This is a genomic window from Pseudonocardia petroleophila (assembly GCF_014235185.1).
Classification (GTDB): domain Bacteria; phylum Actinomycetota; class Actinomycetes; order Mycobacteriales; family Pseudonocardiaceae; genus Pseudonocardia; species Pseudonocardia petroleophila.
In genome coordinates, this window is sequence record NZ_CP060131.1 from 2,490,256 (window position 1) to 2,506,815 (window position 16,560).

The following is a 16,560-nucleotide window of genomic DNA, read 5'->3' on the forward strand; positions in this document are numbered from 1 at the left end:
GACATGTCGATCTTCCTCAACGAGAACAGCAAGGTCATCGTCCAGGGCATCACCGGTGGTGAGGGCACCAAGCACTCCACCAAGATGCTCGCGGCGGGCACGAACATCGTCGGCGGCGTGAACGCGCGCAAGGCGGGCACCACCGTCGAGATCGGCGGGAAGACGCTGCCGGTGTTCGGCACCGTCGAGGAGGCGATGAAGGAGACCGGCGCCGACGTCAGCGTCGCCTTCGTGCCGCCGAAGTTCACCAAGGACGCCGTCATCGAGGCGATCGACGCCGAGATCCCGCTGCTGGTGATCATCACCGAGGGCGTGCCGGTGCACGACTCCGCCTACTTCTGGGCGCACGCGGTGGCCAAGGGCAACAAGACGCGCATCATCGGCCCGAACTGCCCCGGGATCATCTCCCCCGGGAAGTCCAACGCCGGCATCATCCCGGCCGACATCGCGGGCCCCGGCAAGATCGGGCTGGTGTCGAAGTCGGGCACGCTGACCTACCAGATGATGTACGAGCTGCGCGAGATCGGCTTCTCCACCGCCATCGGCATCGGCGGCGACCCGGTCATCGGCACCACGCACATCGACGCGCTCGAGGCCTTCGAGGCCGACCCCGAGACCGCCGCGATCGTCATGATCGGCGAGATCGGCGGCGACGCGGAGGAGCGCGCGGCGGCCTACATCAAGGCCAACGTGACGAAGCCGGTCGTCGGCTACGTCGCGGGCTTCACCGCCCCCGAGGGCAAGACGATGGGCCACGCCGGCGCCATCGTCTCCGGCTCGGCGGGCACCGCGCAGGCGAAGAAGGAGGCCCTCGAGGCCGCCGGGGTCAAGGTCGGCAAGACGCCGAGCGAGACCGCCGACCTGATGCGGGAGATCGTCGCGGGCCTGTAGCCGCACCCGTTCCGCGCAGAGCCGCGCCCCGGACCGGGGCGCGGCTCTTCGCGTCCGGGGACGGCACCCGGGCCCGATGGTCTAGCGTTCGGCACGCCCGTACGCCGGACCGCGGGAGTCCGCACGGAGGGGAGCACCTGACGATGACGCAGCAGCCCGAGTCGACCACGACGGCCGCACCGAAGACCCACCAGCTCGCGCCCGGACCGGCGCGCCTGCTCGCGCTCGGCGCCGCCGCGCTCGTGGTGGTGATCTACATCCTCGGCTTCTTCGACGAGTTCACGTTCACCGGCAGCCTGGCCGGCGCGCTCGTGATCGGCGGCGGCCTGCTGGCCGGCGCCGCGGTGCTGCCGAAGGTCGGGCGCGTGCTGGTCCCCGCCGTGGTGCTGCTCGCGACCGGCACGCTGCAGCTGCTGCAGGCCGTCACGGGCACGGCGGGCCAGGAGTTCGGCGACGGCCCCGGCGCGGTCCTCATCGTCGGCCTCGTCCTGTCCTTCGTCGCGCTCGCGCTGGCCGCGGGCGCGATGCTGATGGACGCCGGCATCATCAAGGCGCCCGCGCCCCGCCCGGCCACGCCGCCCGGCTACGGCCAGTACGGCGGCTACGGCCAGCAGCCCGGATACGGCGGCCAGTACGGCGGGTACGGGCAGCAGCCGCCCGCGTACGGCCAGCAGTCCGGCTACGGCGGGCAGTACGGCGGCCAGCCCGGCTACGGCCAGCAGCCCGGCGGGCAGCCGTCGGGGGCCCAGTCGACCGGGCAGCCCGGCTACGCGCCGGGCTACGCCCAGGCCGCGGGCTACGGCGGCCCCGGCTACCCGACCGGCTACGGCGCGCCCGGACAGCAGCCCGCCGACCCGGGCCAGGGCTCGGAGGCCACGACGTCGATGGCCACGCCGGGCTCGGCCGCCCCCGAGGCCGGTCAGGGCTGGTACAGCGGGTCCGGTTCGGCGGCGCCGTCGTCGGCCCCCGCGCCCGACGTGTCGTCGTCGGCCAGCACCCCGGCGTCCGGATCGCCGGTCACGCCGGCGGAGGGCGCCCACGCCGCCGGTGAGCAGCCGGCCGAGCCCGGCCAGGACCGCGTCGAGGAGACGCGCTTCATCACGCCGGGCGAGCAGTCCAAGCCCGGCTGATCCACCCGGCCGAATCACCCGGCCGGACCTCCGCGCGCCTGCTCGATCCGCGCGGGCCGCGCTGCGACCCTGCTGGGGTGACTCGCACCCTCGACGCCCCCGATCACGAGCCGGGTGAGGTCGTCGCGCGGCCCGACGCCGACGGGTTCGACCGGCTCCGCGTCCTGATGGCGGGCGCGATGGGCACGGTCATCGTCAGCTACGCGCTGCTGGTGCCGGCCGCGGCGGCGGTGGTGCTCACCGCCGGGGCCGGCATCTCGCTCGACGGCGCGTTCGCCGCGGCGATCCCGCTGTGGCTCGCGGCCCACCTGATCCCCCTCGTGCTCGGCGGCCAGCCGCTCAGCGTGCTGCCGCTGCTGTCGACGGCGGTCGTGGTCGGGGTGGTCGCCGCCGGTGCGGGATGGGCCGTGCGCCGGCTCGGCGGGCGGTGGCGGACCGACGCGGGCGCGGTGCTCGCGACGTTCGCCGGCGCCCACTCCGCCGTCGCCGTGCTGGGCAGCGCGCTGCTGCCCCGGGCCGCGGAGGTGGCGGCGGCGCCGTGGGCGGCGCTCGTCTCGTCCGGGCTGGTCGCGGGAGGGGCCGCGACGATCGGGGTCGGGCGGGTGTGCGGCCGCCCCGGCGACCACCGGATCCCGGCCTGGGCCGCCGACGCCGTGCGGACCGGGGCCGTCGCGCTCACCGGCCTCCTCGCGCTCGGCGCGCTCGCGCTGTTCGCCGGCCTGCTGCTCGGGGCCCCCGACGTCGGCGAGGCCTACGCCGACCTGGCCCCGGACCTCGGCGCCGGGGTCGGCGTCACGCTGCTCGCGCTGGCCTACCTGCCGAACGCGGTGGTCGGCGGGCTGTCCTGGGTCGCGGGACCCGGGTTCACCGTCGGGACCGCCGCGGTGTCGCCGTTCGGCGTGACCGCGGGGGAGCCGTCGGTGTTCCCGCTGCTCGCCGCGCTGCCCGCCGGATCGCCCCCGGCGTGGGCCGCGCTCGTGCTCGCCGGGCCCGTCGCCGTCGGCGTGCTGACCGGGACGGTGGCCCGCCGCTCCGGCGACGACGCGCTGCCGGTCGCCGGGGTGGGGGTCGCCGGGGCCGCCGCGGTCGTCGGGCTGCTCGGGGCGCTCGCCGGTGGCCGGCTCGCGGCGGGCCCGTACGACCCGGTCCGGATCCCGGTGGAGCTGCTGGTGCCGTCGGTGCTGCTGCTGGTCGGCGTGCCCGCCCTGCTCGTGGTGTTCCTGGGGAAGGGCCGGGCGCCGGGGGAGGACCCGTACGAGTACGAGGACGACTACGTCGACGAGGCGGCGGAGCCCGTCGCCGCGGCGCCGGTCGCCGCCTCCCCGGACGCGGCCCACCCGGACGCGGCCCACCCGGACGACGCCCACCCGGACGACGCCCACCCGGACGACGCCCACCCGGACGACGCTGCGCAGGACGACGGTGCGGAGGCGGCGGAGCCGGACGAGGACGTCGCGGTGACGGTCGGCGAGTCGGGTCCCGCCGCCGAGCCCGCCCCCGACCCCGATCGCGTTGCCGACCCCGACCCCGATCCCGTTTCCGACACCGCCCGCGCTTCCGACACCGGTACGGCTGCGCCCGCCGACGCCGTGGACGTCGACGAGCCGGACGTGACCGAGCCGGACGCCGCCGCCGCACCCGCCGCCGCACCCGCCGCCGCACCCGCTGCCGCGCCTGCCGACCGGGCGCCCGCCGATCGGGCGCCCGCCGCCCCGGACCCCGCCCCGCGGGAGCTCCCCGACGCCGCTCCCGACGCGGTCGGCGACGGAACCCCCGCGGCCGCGGCACCCGCCGGGTCCGGAGCGCCCGCCCGGCCCCGGGCCGTCGACCGGATCACCCGCCAGCGACCCCCCGTCCGCGACCGCCGGGGCATCCGCGAGCGCTCCCGCGCCGCCCGGACGGACGAGGGTGCGGTCGAGCCGGAGCGGGCCGGCCGCGCCCCGGCTCCCGACCGCCCCGCGGTCACGCCACCCGGAGGGCCCGACGCGACCCCGGCCCCGCGCACGGTCGGCGAGCTGGTGGCGCTGCGGGCGCGGGAGGCCGCCGAGCGGGCGGCCCGCGAGCAGGCGGACGAGGGGCCGTCGGACTGACGCCGGGGGCTCCGGCATCGGTGTGACCTGCGCCGCCGCCTAGGCTGGGCGGGTCCCGCCGATGACCGCCGAGCGCGAGGAGCCCCTGCGTGTCCGTGTCGCCGAGTCCTGCGCCACGCAGGATCGAGATCGCGGACCCGGCCCGCGTCGTCGTGCTGGTCTCCGGGTCCGGCACCCTGCTGCAGGCCCTGCTCGACGCGGGGGTGCAGGTGGTGGCCGTCGGCGCCGACCGGCCCGGCATCGAGGGGCTCGCCCGCGCCGAGCGCTCCGGCGTCCCGACCTTCGTGCTCCGCGTCGCCGACCACCCCGACCGGGCCGCCTGGGACACCGCACTGGCGACGACCGTGGCCGCGCACCGCCCCGACCTCGTCGTCAGCGCCGGGTTCATGAAGATCCTCGGGCCGGCCTTCCTGTCCGGGGTCGGCGTGCCCGTCGTCAACACCCACCCGGCGCTGCTGCCGTCGTTCCCCGGCGTCCACGGCGTGGCCGACGCGCTGGCCTACGGCGTGAAGGTCACCGGCGCCACCGTCCACCTCGTCGACGAGGGCATGGACACCGGGCCGGTGCTCGCGCAGGCCGCGGTGCCGATCGAGGACGGCGACACCGTCGACACGCTGCACGAACGCATCAAGATCGAGGAGCGGCGGTTGCTCGTGGGCACCGTCGCCGCGCTGGCCCGACACGGGGCCACCGTGACCGGACGAGAGGTGACCATCCCGTGAGAAGGCCCGTGAAGCGCGCGCTGATCAGCGTCTACGACAAGGCGGGCCTGCTGGAGCTGGCCACCGGGCTGCACGCGCTCGGGGTGGAGATCGTGTCCACCGGGTCCACCGCGCAGCGCATCGCCGACGCGGGCGTGCCGGTCACGCCCGTCGAGCAGCTGACCGGGTTCCCGGAGTGCCTCGACGGGCGGGTCAAGACGCTGCACCCGCGGGTGCACGCCGGCCTGCTCGCCGACACCCGCAAGCCCGAGCACCTCGCGCAGCTCACCGAGCTGGGGATCGCCCCGTTCGACCTGCTCGTGTCGAACCTCTACCCGTTCACCGAGACGGTCGCCTCCGGCGCGACCCCGGCCGAGTGCGTCGAGCAGATCGACATCGGCGGGCCCGCGATGGTGCGCGCGTCGGCGAAGAACCACGACAGCGTGGCCGTCGTCGTCGACCCGTCCCGCTACGAGTGGGTGATCGAACAGCTGAAGAACGGCGGGTTCTCCCTGGAGGACCGCCGCTTCCTCGCCGCCGACGCGTTCCGGCACACCGCCACCTACGACGTCGCGGTGGCGTCCTGGATGGGCAGCGTGCTGGCCCCCGACCCCGACGGCGGCATCTTCCCGTCCTGGGCCGGCGCGAGCTGGGAGCGGTCGGCGACCCTGCGCTACGGCGAGAACCCGCACCAGGCCGCCGCGCTCTACGTCTCCGGCGGCCCGGGCCTCGCGGCGGCGGAGCAGCTGCACGGCAAGGAGATGTCCTACAACAACTACGTCGACGCCGACGCGGCCTGGCGCGCGGCGCACGACCACGGCGACGCCGCGTGCGTCGCGGTGATCAAGCACGCCAACCCGTGCGGGATCGCGGTCGGCACCGACGTCGCCGACGCCCACCGCAAGGCCCACGCCACCGACCCCGTCAGCGCGTTCGGCGGGGTGATCGCCACGAACGGCGAGGTCAGCGTCGAGATGGCCGAGCAGGTCGCGGAGATCTTCACCGAGGTCGTCCTCGCCCCGTCCTACGCCGACGGCGCACTGGAGGTGCTGACGCGCAAGAAGAACGTGCGCGTGCTGCGCCTCCCGGAGGCCCCGTCGCGCACCGGTGCGGAGCTGCGGCCGATCACCGGCGGGCTGCTGCTGCAGCAGCGCGACGCGATCGACGCCCCCGGCGACGACCCGGCGTCCTGGACCCTCGCCACCGGCGATGCGGCCTCCGAGGAGGTCCTCGCCGACCTGGCGTTCGCGTGGCGGGCCTGCCGGTCGGTGAAGTCGAACGCGATCCTGCTCGCCTCCGGCGGGGCGGCCGTCGGAGTGGGGATGGGGCAGGTCAACCGGGTCGACGCGGCCCGGCTCGCGGTCACCCGCGCCGGCGACCGGGCCCGCGGCTCGGTGGCCGCGTCCGACGCCTTCTTCCCCTTCCCGGACGGGCTCGAGGTGCTCCTGGAGGCCGGGGTCCGCGCGGTCGTGCAGCCCGGTGGATCGGTGCGCGACCCGGAGGTCACCGCGGCCGCGGAGGCCGCGGGCGTCACCCTCTACCTCACCGGCACCCGCCACTTCGCGCACTGAGCCCGCGGCGCGCCGGCGGCGACCGGCTGCTGTCCGCGCCGCGCGGGCGGCCCGGGGCTCGGCCGCGTGACCGACCGCGCAGGACCGGGCCGTCCCGCACCCGGGTGACCCCTCTTGAACGGTGTCGCCGCCGCCGGTAGGATTCGAACAGACGTTCGAGCACGCCGACTTCCCCCCGGCGCGAGTGGCGCGACACCGTGACGGGGAGGCATGCCGTGGCCGAGGCCGCTGTCCGAGGCGTGCCCGGGGGCGAGCCCCGGGCCGACGTCGCGAGCCGGTTGGAGCTGGCCCGCGGGGTGCTGCGCGGCCTGGAGGACCGGGCCGCCGGTGTCCGGCCCGTCGCGGGACCGGAGGCCGACGGGCGGGTGCTGCCGGTGGCCGGTCCGCTGGCCCGGTTGCTGCCGGCCGGCGGGCTGCGCCGGGGGTCCTCGGTGGCGGTGCTGGGCGGCCCGGGGTCCACCTCGCTGCTGCTGGCGCTGGTCGCCGAGGCGTCGGCGGAGGGGGCGTGGGTGGGGGTCGTCGGACGTCCGGAGCTCGGGCTGGTCGCCGCGTCCGAGGCGGGCGTGCGGCTCGACCGGCTCGCGCTCGTGCCGCGTCCGGGCCGCGACCTGCTCGCCGTCACGGTGGCCCTGCTCGACGGGATGGACGTCGTCGCGGTGGCGGGCGGCGGGGTGCGGGCGGCCGACCGGCAGCGGCTCGCGGCCCGGGCCCGCCAGCGCGGTGCGGTGCTGCTCGCGCTGGGGCCGTGGCCGGGCGCCGACGTCGAGCTGAGCTGCGCCGACGCGCAGTGGCAGGGGCTGGAGGGCGGGTCCGGGCGGCTGTGCGCGCGGCGGCTGCGGGTGGAGCTGCGGGGGAAGGGGCTCGGTCCGGGGCGGGCCGGACGGCTGCTGCTGCCGACCGACGGCGGGGGCGTCGGCGGCCCGCCCGAGGTGGTCGTGCCGGAGCGGGTCGCCGCGGTGGCGGGATGAGGACGGTGCGGGTGCTGGCGCTGTGGTCGCCGGACTGGCCGGTCACCGCGGCCGCCCGCGCGGAGGGGGTGGCGTCGCACCGGCCCGCGGCGGTGGTGGTGGCCAACCGGGTGCTGGCGTGCTCGGCGGTGGCCCGCGCGCACGGGGTCCGGCGCGGGCTGAACCGTCGCGAGGCGCAGGCGCGCTGCCCCGAGCTGGTGGTGCTGGCCCGCGACCCCGACCGCGACGCGCGCGCGTTCGAGCCCGTCGTCGTCGCGGTGGAGGAGTTGGCGCCGGGCGTCGAGATCGTCCGGCCGGGGCTGCTGGCGATGCCCGCGCGGGGCCCGGTCGGCTGGTTCGGCTCCGAGCTCGCCGCGGCGGAGCGGCTGGTCGACCAGGTGGCCGCGCGCACGGGCGTCGAGTCCCAGGTCGGGGTGGCCGACGGGCTGTTCGCCGCGGTCCTCGCGGCCCGGCGCGGGCTGGCGGTGGGGCCCGGCGACACGCCGCCGTTCCTCGCCCCGCTCGGCGTGGAGGAGCTCGACCGCGAGCCCGACGCCGGGCGCGCCGACCTCGTCGACCTCCTGCGCCGCCTCGGCCTGCGCAGCCTCGGCGCGTTCGGGGCGCTCGACGCCGACGACGTCGCCTCCCGGTTCGGCGCCGACGCCGTGCTCGCGCACCGCCTCGCCCGCGGTCTCGACCCGCGCCCGCCGCTGCGCAGGCGCCCGCCCGAGGAGCTGGCCGTCGAGATCGAGCTGGACCCGCCGGTCGACCGCGTCGACGCCGCCGCGTTCGCCGCCCGCGGGCTCGCCGAGCAGCTGCACGCCGCGCTGGCCGGGCACGGGCTGTCGTGCACCCGGCTCGGGATCGCGGCACGCACCACGGGAGGGGAGGTGCTGCACCGGATCTGGCGCTGCGCCGAGCCGCTCACCCCGTCCGGCACCGTCGACCGCGTCCGCTGGCAGCTCGACGCCTGGCTCGCGCGCGGCAACGCGGGTGCGGTGGGGTGGCTGCGGCTGACGCCGGAGGAGACGGTCACGGCGGGGGCGCTGCAGCTCGGGCTGTGGGGCGAGGTCGGGGAGGCCGACGCACGGGCCGGGCGGGCGATGGTGCGGGTGCAGGCGCTGCTCGGGCCCGACGGCGTGGTCACCGCGGTGCTCGCCGGCGGGCGCGACCCCGCGGAGCAGGTGCGGCTGGTGCCCTGGGGCGACGAGCGGGAGCCCGCCGTCCCGACGACCCGGGCCCCCGCCCGTGCCGCGCGGTCCGGAGGACGTTCCGGGTCGGGCGGGACGACGGACCGGGACCGGGGCGCCGGGCGGGAGGTCGGGGCCGGTGTCGGGGCCGGGGCCGGGTCGGCGGCGGGTGCGGGGTCGGTCCCGGGGCCGGACGAGTCCGGGGCGTGGACGTGGGGGGCGCCCCCCGGCGACGGCGGGCCGCACCGGGCGCCCGCGGGCTGGCCCGACGACGTGCTGCGCGCCACCGGGCGGGTGAGCGCGGTCGACCGTCCCGAGGGCGGGCACCCCCGCCCCGGCAACGCGCGCCGCCGCCCGGCCGCGCGGTCGGCGCCGATCGGTCGCTCCGCGGTCCCGGAACCGCCGCCGTCGTGGCCGGGGCGGGTGCCGGCCCCGTCCCCGGCGACGGTGCCCGTCGAGCCGCTGCCGGTGGAGCCGGTCGACGTCGACGGCGCCCCGGTGGGGCTCGCCGCCCCCGACCGGCTCACCGCGGCGCCGCACCGGGTCGCGGTCGACCGCGGCCCGGTCCGCGAGGTGCGGGGGTGGGGCGGCCCGTGGCCGCTGGAGCAGCGCTGGTGGGCGGGCGCCGAGCCGGTCAGCCGGATGCAGCTCGCCCTCGACGACGGCACGGCGCTGCTGCTGGCCCACCGCGGGGGGCGGTGGTGGGTCGTCGGGGTCTACGACTGAATCCCCGACCGGGAATCACTGACCGCAGCTGTCAGGGACGGCGGGCAGTGTGCCGGACATGCGGATCGCCGTCACCACCCCGACCGGTCACGTCGGCCGGCACGTCGTCGCGATGCTGGTGCGCGCCGGCCTGCGCCCGCTCGCCCTGCTGCGCGACCCCGCGCGGCTGCCCGGGGCCGTGCGCGGCCACGTCGACACCGTCCGGGTCGACCTCGGCGACGCCGACGCGGTCGTCGCCGCGACGAGGGGGGTCGACGCCCTGTACTGGGTGAACCCCTCCGACACGGGCGACGACCCGGTCGCCGACCACGCCCGTCTCGGTGCGCACGCGGCCCGCGCCGTCACCGAGAACGGCATCGGCCGCACCGTGTTCCAGAGCAGCGTCGGCGCCGAGCTGCGCCACGGGGCCGGGGAGATCGACGGGCTCGCCCGCGTCGAGGAGCTCCTCGACGCCACCGGCGCGCCCGTGCTGCACCTGCGCTGCGGCTACTTCTTCACCAACCTGCTCCTGCAGCCCCTCTCCGACGTCGTGCCGGTGGTGCTGCCCGTCGACCGCCCGATGCCCTGGGTCGCGCCGCGCGACATCGCGGAGGTCGCCGTCCACCGCCTGCTCGCGGGCTGGACCGGGCGGCGCGTGCAGGCGGTGCACGGCCCCGAGGACCTGAGCTGGGAGCGGGCCGCCGCGGTCGTCGCGCGGGCCACCGGCCGTCCGCTGCGCGCCGAGCGCGTCCCGGACGGGGAGATGCGCGGGATGCTGCGCGGGGCCGGGCTGGGCGAGCGGCAGGTCGACGCGGTCATGGGGATGTCCACCGGCCTGCGCGACGGCTTCGTGCCTGAGCAGCCCCGCGACGCCACCACGACCACCCCCACGACGCTCGCCGCCTGGGCGCACGACGAACTCCGGGCTGGCCTTGACGTCGACGTACGGGTCTAGCGTCGCCGTCATGCGGATCGGGGAGCTGGGGCGGCGCGTCGGCGTCAGCACCCGCACGCTGCGCCACTACGAGTCGCTCGGGCTGCTGCCCGCCCGGCGCGACGGCCACGGCCACCGCCGCTACGACGACGCCGACGCGCGCGCCGTCACCGAGATCCGGACGCTCGTCGGGCTCGGGTTCGCGCTGGAGGAGACCCGCCCGTTCGTCGAGTGCCTGCGCGCCGGGCACGCCACCGGCGGGAGCTGCCCGGACTCGATCGCGGTGTACCGGGCCAAGCTCGACGAGGTCGACGCCTACCTCGCCCGGCTGCACGACGTCCGCGCGGAGCTGCACGCGCAGCTGAACGCCGCACTGCTCGCCCGCGCCCCCGAACCGCGGTGCGCGCTCGACCTGCCGGAGGGACCCCGATGATCGCCCTGACCGACGCCCTGTTCGACGAGCTGGTGCTGCGCGCGCCGCACCCCGTGCTCGTCGACTTCACCGCCGACTGGTGCCCGCCCTGCCGGATGATCGAGCCGGTGCTGCGCGAGATCGCGGCCGAGCAGGAGGGTCGGCTCGTCGTCGCGCGGCTCGACGTCGACGCGAACCCGCTGGCCTCCCGCGCCGCCGGGGTCATGGGGATGCCCACGCTGAACCTCTACGTCGACGGTGAGGTGGTGGCGCAGGTCGTCGGCGCCCGGCCGAAGGCGGCGCTGCTGCGGGTGATCGAGCCGCACCTGCCGGTCCTCACCGGTCCCTAGGCCCGGCGACGATCCACGGCCCCCGCCACGCGCCGACGACCGGGGCCGCCACGAGGGTGGTGCCGCCGGACATCCACCACCAGGCGCCGCTCGTCCCCACGGCGTGCAGCACGCCGGCGACCGCGGCCGCGACGGCCAGGCCGAGCAGCCCGCCCAGCAGCGCGACCCTGCTCCGCGGGGCCCCGCGGAGCAGGGGGAGCAGCGGGAGGAGGCCGATCCCGAACGCCGTGCCGACGGCGCCGCCCGCGACCGCCCCGACCGCGCAGCCGTACAGGAGGAGGGCGAGCAGGCCGAGCGGCAGGTCCGGGGGGACCCGGTCGGCGCCGCCGCCCAGCACGGTGCCGACCACGAGGACGACCGGCAGCAGCGTCCCGGCGAGCGCCCCGTTCGCCACTCCCGCACCCACGGCCCTGGCGAGCACCGGGCCGGGGGAGGAGGTCACGCCGCCAGCCTGTCCCCACCGGCCCGGTGCGGGCATCCGTCGTTCCACGCAGACGTGGCGCGCGTGACGTTGAGCCGATCATCGAACGTGTGTTCGACTGTGCGCATGGGCTGGAACAACCCGGACGTCCCGTGGTCGGTGCTGGAGGCGGCGCTGTCCGGGCGCACGCGCGACGGATCGAGCCTCACCGGCGGCCCGGAGGCCGACGGCGGCGACTCACCGGCCTGGTCGCGCAAGCGCGGGCCGTACGCGCCGCCCGACCTGGAGCGGCCGGAGGAGCGCGTCCCGTTCGCCGAGCTGCACTGCCACTCCAACTTCAGCTTCCTCGACGGCGCGAGCCACCCCGAGGAGCTGGTCGAGCAGGCGGCGCGCCTGGGCCTCGACGCGCTGGCGCTCACCGACCACGACGGCATGTACGGCGTGGTGCGCTTCGCCGAGGCCGCGGCCGAGGTGGGCATGCCGACGGTGTTCGGCACGGAGCTGAGCCTGGGCCTCTCCGCCCCGCAGAACGGGGTGGCCGACCCGGAGGGCGGCCACCTGCTGCTGCTCGCCCGGGACCCCGAGGGCTACGCCGCGCTGTGCCGCTCGGTCAGCGCGGCGCAGCTGCGGGGCAGGGAGAAGGGCCGCCCGGTCTACGACCTCGACGAGGTCGTGGCCGAGACCGCGGGGCACGTGGTCGCGCTGACCGGCTGCCGCAAGGGCGCGGTGCGGCGCGCGCTGGAGACCGGCGGCGACCCGGCGAAGGAGCTCCGCCGGCTCACCGAGTGGTTCGGGGCGGACGGGGTCGCCGTCGAGCTCACCCACCACGGCCTGCCCACCGACTCCGAGCGCAACGACGCACTGGCCGCGCTCGCCCGCGACGCCGGCCTGCCCACGATCGCCTCCACGGCGGCCCACTACGCCACGCCCGAGCGGTTCCCGCTGGCCACGGCGCTGGCCGCGGTCCGCTCCCGGCGCAGCCTCGACGAGATCGACGGCTGGCTGCCCCCCGCAGGCACCGCCCACCTGCGCTCGGGGGCGGAGATGGCGGCCCGGTTCGACGCGCGGTACCCGGGCGCGGTGGCGCGGGCGGCGGAGTTCGGGCGGGCGTGCGCGTTCTCGATCCGCCTGGTCGCCCCGGACCTGCCGCCGTTCCCGGTGCCGCCGGGGCAGACGGAGGCGAGCTGGCTGCGGCAGCTCACCTGGCGCGGGGTGGCCCGGCGCTACGGCAGCCACGCCGAGTACCCCCGGGCCGTCGCCACGGTGGAGAGGGAGCTGGAGATCATCGAGGCGAAGAACTTCCCCGGCTACTTCCTGATCGTCCACGACATCGTGCAGTTCTGCCGCCGCGCCGACATCCTCTGCCAGGGCCGGGGCTCGGCCGCCAACTCCGCGGTCTGCTTCGCGCTGGGCATCACCGCGGTCGACGCCGTGGCGATGGGCCTGCTGTTCGAGCGGTTCCTGTCCCCGGCGCGCGAGGGCTACCCCGACATCGACCTCGACATCGAGTCCGGCCGCCGCGAGGAGGTCATCCAGTACGTCTACGCCACGCACGGTCGGTGGCGCGCGGCGCAGGTGGCCAACGTGATCACCTACCGGCCGCGGTCGGCGGTCCGCGACATGGCGGGCGCGCTGGGGTTCTCGCCCGGCCAGCAGGACGCGTGGAGCAAGCGGATCGAGCGCTGGAACGGGGCGCCGGTCGTCGAGGGCATGCCCGAGCAGGTCGGGGAGCTGGCCGGGCAGCTGCTCGGCTTCCCCCGCCACCTCGGCATCCACTCCGGGGGCATGGTCATCTGCGACCGGCCGGTGTCGGAGGTGGTGCCCGTCGAGTGGGCGCGGATGGAGGGCCGCACCGTCGTGCAGTGGGACAAGGACGACTGCGCGTACGCCGGGCTCGTCAAGTTCGACCTGCTCGGGCTGGGGATGCTCACCGCGCTGCACCTGATGATCGACCTCGTCGCCGAGCACACGGGGAGGAGGATCGAGCTGCACGAGCTGCAGCCCACCGACCCCGAGGTCTACGCGATGCTGTGCCGCGCCGACTCCGTCGGGGTGTTCCAGGTGGAGTCCCGCGCGCAGATGGCCACGCTGCCCCGGCTCAAGCCGCGCACGTTCTACGACCTGGTCGTCGAGATCGCGCTGATCCGGCCCGGCCCCATCCAGGGCGGCTCGGTGCACCCCTACATCGCCCGCCGCAACGGCGCGGAGTGGGAGCACGACCACCACCTGCTGAAGGGGGCGCTCGACAAGACCCTGGGCGTGCCGCTGTTCCAGGAGCAGCTCATGCAGGTCGCGGTCGACGTCGCCGGGTTCACCCCCCGGCGACGCCGACGAGCTGCGGCGCGCGATGGGCTCCAAGCGCTCCACCGAGAAGATGGAGAAGCTGCGCGCGCGGTTCTTCGACGGCATGGCGGCCAACGGGATCACCGGGGATATCGCGGACGGGATCTTCGCCAAGATGCTGGCCTTCGCCAACTTCGGCTTCCCGGAGAGCCACTCGATCAGCTTCGCGTCGCTGGTCTACTACAGCGCCTGGTTCAAGCGGTACCACCCGGCCGCGTTCTGCGCGGCCCTGCTCAACTCCCAGCCGATGGGGTTCTACTCGCCGCAGTCGCTGGTGGCCGACGCCCGCCGGCACGGCGTGCTCGCCCGCGGGCCGGACGTCAACCTCGGCCGGTCCGAGGCGCTGCTGCAGCCCGACCCGCGCAGCGACGGGGGGTTCGCGATCCGGCTGGGCACCGCCGAGGTCCGCGGGATCGGGGCCGACCTCGCCGAGCTGATCGACGCCGAGCGCGACCTGCGCGGGCCCTTCCGCGACCTCGCCGATCTCTCCCGCCGCGTCCGGCTCACCGTGCCGCAGGCCGAGGCGCTGGCCACGGCGGGGGCGTTCGGGTGCTTCGGGGTGGACCGGCGCTCCGCGCTGTGGGCGGCCGGGGTCGTCGCGTCGGTGCGCCCCGACCAGCTCCCGGGCAGCGCGGTGGGGCTCGACGCTCCCGCGCTGCCCGGCATGACCGACGTCGAGCTCACCGTCGCCGACGTCTGGGCCACCGGGGTCTCCCCGGACAGCCACCCGCTGCAGCACCTGCGCGAGCGGCTCGACCGGCTCGGCGCGCTGCGCATCGACCGGCTCGCCGCGCTCGACGCCCCGACCGACCCGGAGCGCCGCCCGCCCCGCGTGCTGGTCGGCGGGGCCGTCACGCACCGCCAGCGCCCGGCCACGGCGAAGGGCGTCACGTTCCTCAACCTGGAGGACGAGAGCGGGATGCTCAACGTCACCTGCTCGGAGGGGCTGTGGGCGCGCTACCGCACGGTCGCGGTCGGGAGCGCCGCGCTGCTGGTGCGCGGGCGGCTGGAGCGCAGCGAGGAGGGGGTGCTCAACCTCGTCGCCGACCGGCTGCAGCGGCTCGACCTGGCGGTGCCGGTGAAGAGCCGCGACTTCCGGTGAACGACGGAGGCCCCCGCCGCACGGGCTGTGCGGCGGGGGCCTCCGGGCCGAGCGCGGGGCTGCTTCTGGACGGGCTGTTCCTGGACGGACTACTTCTGGATGGGGTTGCCCATCGACATGGCCTTGCCGCCGAGCTCCTGGCTCATCCCGTCGAACCAGATGTAGGCGAAGATCGCGCAGAAGATGAACACGCAGACGCCGGCGAGCGTCGAGAAGATCGCCGCACCGGTGAGGACGTTCGCGAGCACCAGCGCCACCGCGATGGTGACGAACAGGAAGCCACCGGTGAAGGCCAGCGGCAGGCGCAGCGTGGCCAGCGTCAGCGCGGCGAAGACGATCAGCCACGACAGCAGGTAGGTGGGCAGCGCCGCGCTGGTCGCGGTGAGGCCCAGCACCCCGGGGGCCTCGGCCCCGGCGTTGGTGATCGCCGTCAGGATGACCCCGAGGCTCAGCCAGAAGGCCGAGAAGGTCCCGAAGATCGCGGCGACCGCGCTCCCGCCCAGGCGCGCCGCCCAGAGGCAGGAGATCAGCAGGAACAGGCCGTTGGAGAAGACCACGGCCGGGACGATGGCGCCCACGTCGGCGGCAGGAAGGTAGCCGACCAACCAGAGGCCGAGGGACAGGGCGCCGGGCAGGAACGTGGCAAGGCCCAGCAGCGCCGGGTTGCCTGCTGGGGCTGCTGGGGCCGGCGCTGCGGCGGCGTGCGCTCCGGACTGGACGTCGCTCTCCACACTCATGGACCATGCCTCTCGTCGGTGGCTCGTCCGGCGTCTTTGCCGGTCACAGCGCCGATTGTGCGCGCCGTCACAGGATTAGACACCTCTCCGATCGGCCAGATGGTCGTCCTGTACCGGAATGAGACACCGTGACCGTGCCGAGATCATGGTCGCGGGCCGTCTGGGATGATGGCCGCGTGACGGCGAGACTGATGGACGGCAGAGGGACCCTGGCCTCGATCCTCGACGAGCTGCGCGGTCGCGTCGAGAAGCTGACGGCCGCGGGGGCCACCCCGGGGCTCGGCACGGTGCTCGTCGGCGACGACCCCGGCTCCCACTCCTACGTGCGCGGCAAGCACCGCGACTGCGCACAGGTCGGGATCACCTCGTTCCAGCGAGAGCTCCCGGCCGACGCCACGCAGGCGCAGGTCGAAGCGGTCATCGACGAGCTGAACGCCGACCCGGCGTGCACCGGCTTCATCGTGCAGCTGCCGCTGCCCCGCGGGCTCGACGCCGGCGCGGCCCTCGAGCGCGTCGACCCGGACAAGGACGCCGACGGCCTGCACCCGGTCAACCTCGGGCGGCTGGTGCTGGGCGAGCCCGGGCCGCTGCCGTGCACGCCGCGCGGGATCGTCGAGCTGTGCTCGCGCTACGGGGTGGAGCTGCCGGGCAAGCGGGTCACCGTCGTCGGGCGCGGGGTCACGGTCGGGCGCCCGCTGGGCCTGCTGCTCACCCGCCGCGCGGAGAACGCCACGGTCACGCTGTGCCACACCGGCACCCGCGACCTGGCCGCCGAGGTGCGCCGGGCCGACATCGTGGTCGCCGCGGCCGGCGTGCAGGGGCTGATCACCGCCGACATGGTGGCGCCGGGCGCCACCGTCCTCGACGTCGGCGTCACGCGCACCGAGCTGGGCCTGGTCGGCGACGTCGACCCGGAGGTCGCCGAGGTCGCGGGCCTGCTCGCGCCGATGCCGGGCGGGGTGGGGCCGATGACCCGCGGGATGCTGCTGACCAACGTCGTGGAGGCGGCCGAGAAGGCGGCCGGCCGGGGCTGAGC

At 76.6% G+C, this 16,560-nt stretch carries 13 protein-coding genes and 1 pseudogene; 12 read left to right on the forward strand and 2 right to left on the reverse strand.

What is annotated here, in order from left to right; genetic code table 11:
- Window positions 1–3 precede the first annotated feature (3 nt).
- From sucD to H6H00_RS12655, 10 genes are all read left to right on the forward strand, one after another.
- Window positions 4–891: a succinate--CoA ligase subunit alpha gene (gene sucD / locus H6H00_RS12610; protein ID WP_185721448.1), complete on the forward strand. Its 888-nt coding sequence runs from the start codon at window positions 4–6 to the stop codon at window positions 889–891.
- Between the two features lie 143 nt (window positions 892–1,034).
- Complete coding sequence (locus H6H00_RS12615) at window positions 1,035–2,021, forward strand: DUF5336 domain-containing protein (protein ID WP_185721449.1); 987 nt, start codon at window positions 1,035–1,037, stop codon at window positions 2,019–2,021.
- A gap of 77 nt (window positions 2,022–2,098) precedes the next feature.
- Window positions 2,099–4,111, forward strand: coding sequence for a cell division protein PerM (locus H6H00_RS32685; RefSeq protein WP_185721450.1), 2,013 nt, complete (start codon window positions 2,099–2,101; stop codon window positions 4,109–4,111).
- An 89-nt stretch (window positions 4,112–4,200) separates the two neighbouring features.
- Window positions 4,201–4,833, forward strand: coding sequence for a phosphoribosylglycinamide formyltransferase (purN, locus tag H6H00_RS12625; protein WP_255425715.1), 633 nt, complete (start codon window positions 4,201–4,203; stop codon window positions 4,831–4,833).
- Window positions 4,830–6,383 carry a bifunctional phosphoribosylaminoimidazolecarboxamide formyltransferase/IMP cyclohydrolase gene (gene purH, locus H6H00_RS12630; RefSeq protein ID WP_185721451.1) on the forward strand — a complete coding sequence of 518 codons (1,554 nt, stop codon included), beginning with the start codon at window positions 4,830–4,832 and terminating at the stop codon, window positions 6,381–6,383. The genes purN and purH overlap by 4 nt, the downstream gene beginning before the upstream one ends.
- Window positions 6,384–6,598: 215 nt before the next feature.
- Window positions 6,599–7,351 carry a DnaE2-dependent mutagenesis accessory factor ImuA' gene (imuA', locus tag H6H00_RS12635; protein WP_185721452.1) on the forward strand — a complete coding sequence of 251 codons (753 nt, stop codon included), beginning with the start codon at window positions 6,599–6,601 and terminating at the stop codon, window positions 7,349–7,351.
- Complete coding sequence (locus H6H00_RS32985) at window positions 7,348–9,246, forward strand: DNA polymerase Y family protein (protein WP_185721453.1); 1,899 nt, start codon at window positions 7,348–7,350, stop codon at window positions 9,244–9,246. The genes imuA' and H6H00_RS32985 overlap by 4 nt, the downstream gene beginning before the upstream one ends.
- 58 nt (window positions 9,247–9,304) lie before the next feature.
- Window positions 9,305–10,180 carry an NmrA family NAD(P)-binding protein gene (locus H6H00_RS12645; RefSeq protein ID WP_185721454.1) on the forward strand — a complete coding sequence of 292 codons (876 nt, stop codon included), beginning with the start codon at window positions 9,305–9,307 and terminating at the stop codon, window positions 10,178–10,180.
- Window positions 10,181–10,190: 10 nt separating this feature from the next.
- The gene (locus H6H00_RS12650) at window positions 10,191–10,592 is read left to right on the forward strand and encodes a MerR family transcriptional regulator (protein WP_185721455.1); all 402 of its coding nucleotides are present in this window, start codon (window positions 10,191–10,193) and stop codon (window positions 10,590–10,592) included.
- Entirely contained in the window at window positions 10,589–10,921 is a 333-nt protein-coding gene (locus H6H00_RS12655) for a thioredoxin family protein (protein WP_185721456.1), read from the forward strand. The genes H6H00_RS12650 and H6H00_RS12655 overlap by 4 nt, the downstream gene beginning before the upstream one ends.
- On the opposite strand, the gene H6H00_RS12660 is transcribed toward H6H00_RS12655, so the two are convergent.
- Window positions 10,908–11,363, reverse strand: coding sequence for a hypothetical protein (locus H6H00_RS12660; protein ID WP_185721457.1), 456 nt, complete (start codon window positions 11,361–11,363; stop codon window positions 10,908–10,910). The genes H6H00_RS12655 and H6H00_RS12660 overlap by 14 nt on opposite strands.
- Window positions 11,364–11,468: 105 nt before the next feature.
- Here H6H00_RS12660 and H6H00_RS12665 point away from each other — a divergent pair.
- A pseudogene (locus tag H6H00_RS12665) lies at window positions 11,469–14,787 on the forward strand (error-prone DNA polymerase).
- Between the two features lie 89 nt (window positions 14,788–14,876).
- Here H6H00_RS12665 and H6H00_RS12670 read toward each other — a convergent pair.
- Window positions 14,877–15,524 carry a GPR1/FUN34/YaaH family transporter gene (locus H6H00_RS12670; RefSeq protein WP_185721458.1) on the reverse strand — a complete coding sequence of 216 codons (648 nt, stop codon included), beginning with the start codon at window positions 15,522–15,524 and terminating at the stop codon, window positions 14,877–14,879.
- 191 nt (window positions 15,525–15,715) lie between these two features.
- On the opposite strand from H6H00_RS12670, the gene H6H00_RS12675 reads away from it, so the two are divergent.
- Window positions 15,716–16,558 carry a bifunctional methylenetetrahydrofolate dehydrogenase/methenyltetrahydrofolate cyclohydrolase gene (locus H6H00_RS12675; RefSeq protein ID WP_379539767.1) on the forward strand — a complete coding sequence of 281 codons (843 nt, stop codon included), beginning with the start codon at window positions 15,716–15,718 and terminating at the stop codon, window positions 16,556–16,558.
- The last annotated feature ends 2 nt before the right edge of the window (window positions 16,559–16,560 follow it).

Bases quoted from the DNA above. Each gene is read 5' to 3' on its own strand.
- H6H00_RS12615 (WP_185721449.1), top strand. From the start codon at position 1,035: ATGACGCAGCAGCCCGAGTCGACCACGACGGCCGCACCGAAGACCCAC.
- sucD (WP_185721448.1), top strand. From the start codon at position 4: ATGTCGATCTTCCTCAACGAGAACAGCAAGGTCATCGTCCAGGGCATC.
- H6H00_RS12645 (WP_185721454.1), top strand. From the start codon at position 9,305: ATGCGGATCGCCGTCACCACCCCGACCGGTCACGTCGGCCGGCACGTC.
- H6H00_RS12655 (WP_185721456.1), top strand. From the start codon at position 10,589: ATGATCGCCCTGACCGACGCCCTGTTCGACGAGCTGGTGCTGCGCGCG.
- H6H00_RS12650 (WP_185721455.1), top strand. From the start codon at position 10,191: ATGCGGATCGGGGAGCTGGGGCGGCGCGTCGGCGTCAGCACCCGCACG.
- H6H00_RS32985 (WP_185721453.1), top strand. From the start codon at position 7,348: ATGAGGACGGTGCGGGTGCTGGCGCTGTGGTCGCCGGACTGGCCGGTC.
- H6H00_RS12675 (WP_379539767.1), top strand. From the start codon at position 15,716: ATGGACGGCAGAGGGACCCTGGCCTCGATCCTCGACGAGCTGCGCGGT.
- H6H00_RS12670 (WP_185721458.1), bottom strand. From the start codon at position 15,524: ATGAGTGTGGAGAGCGACGTCCAGTCCGGAGCGCACGCCGCCGCAGCG.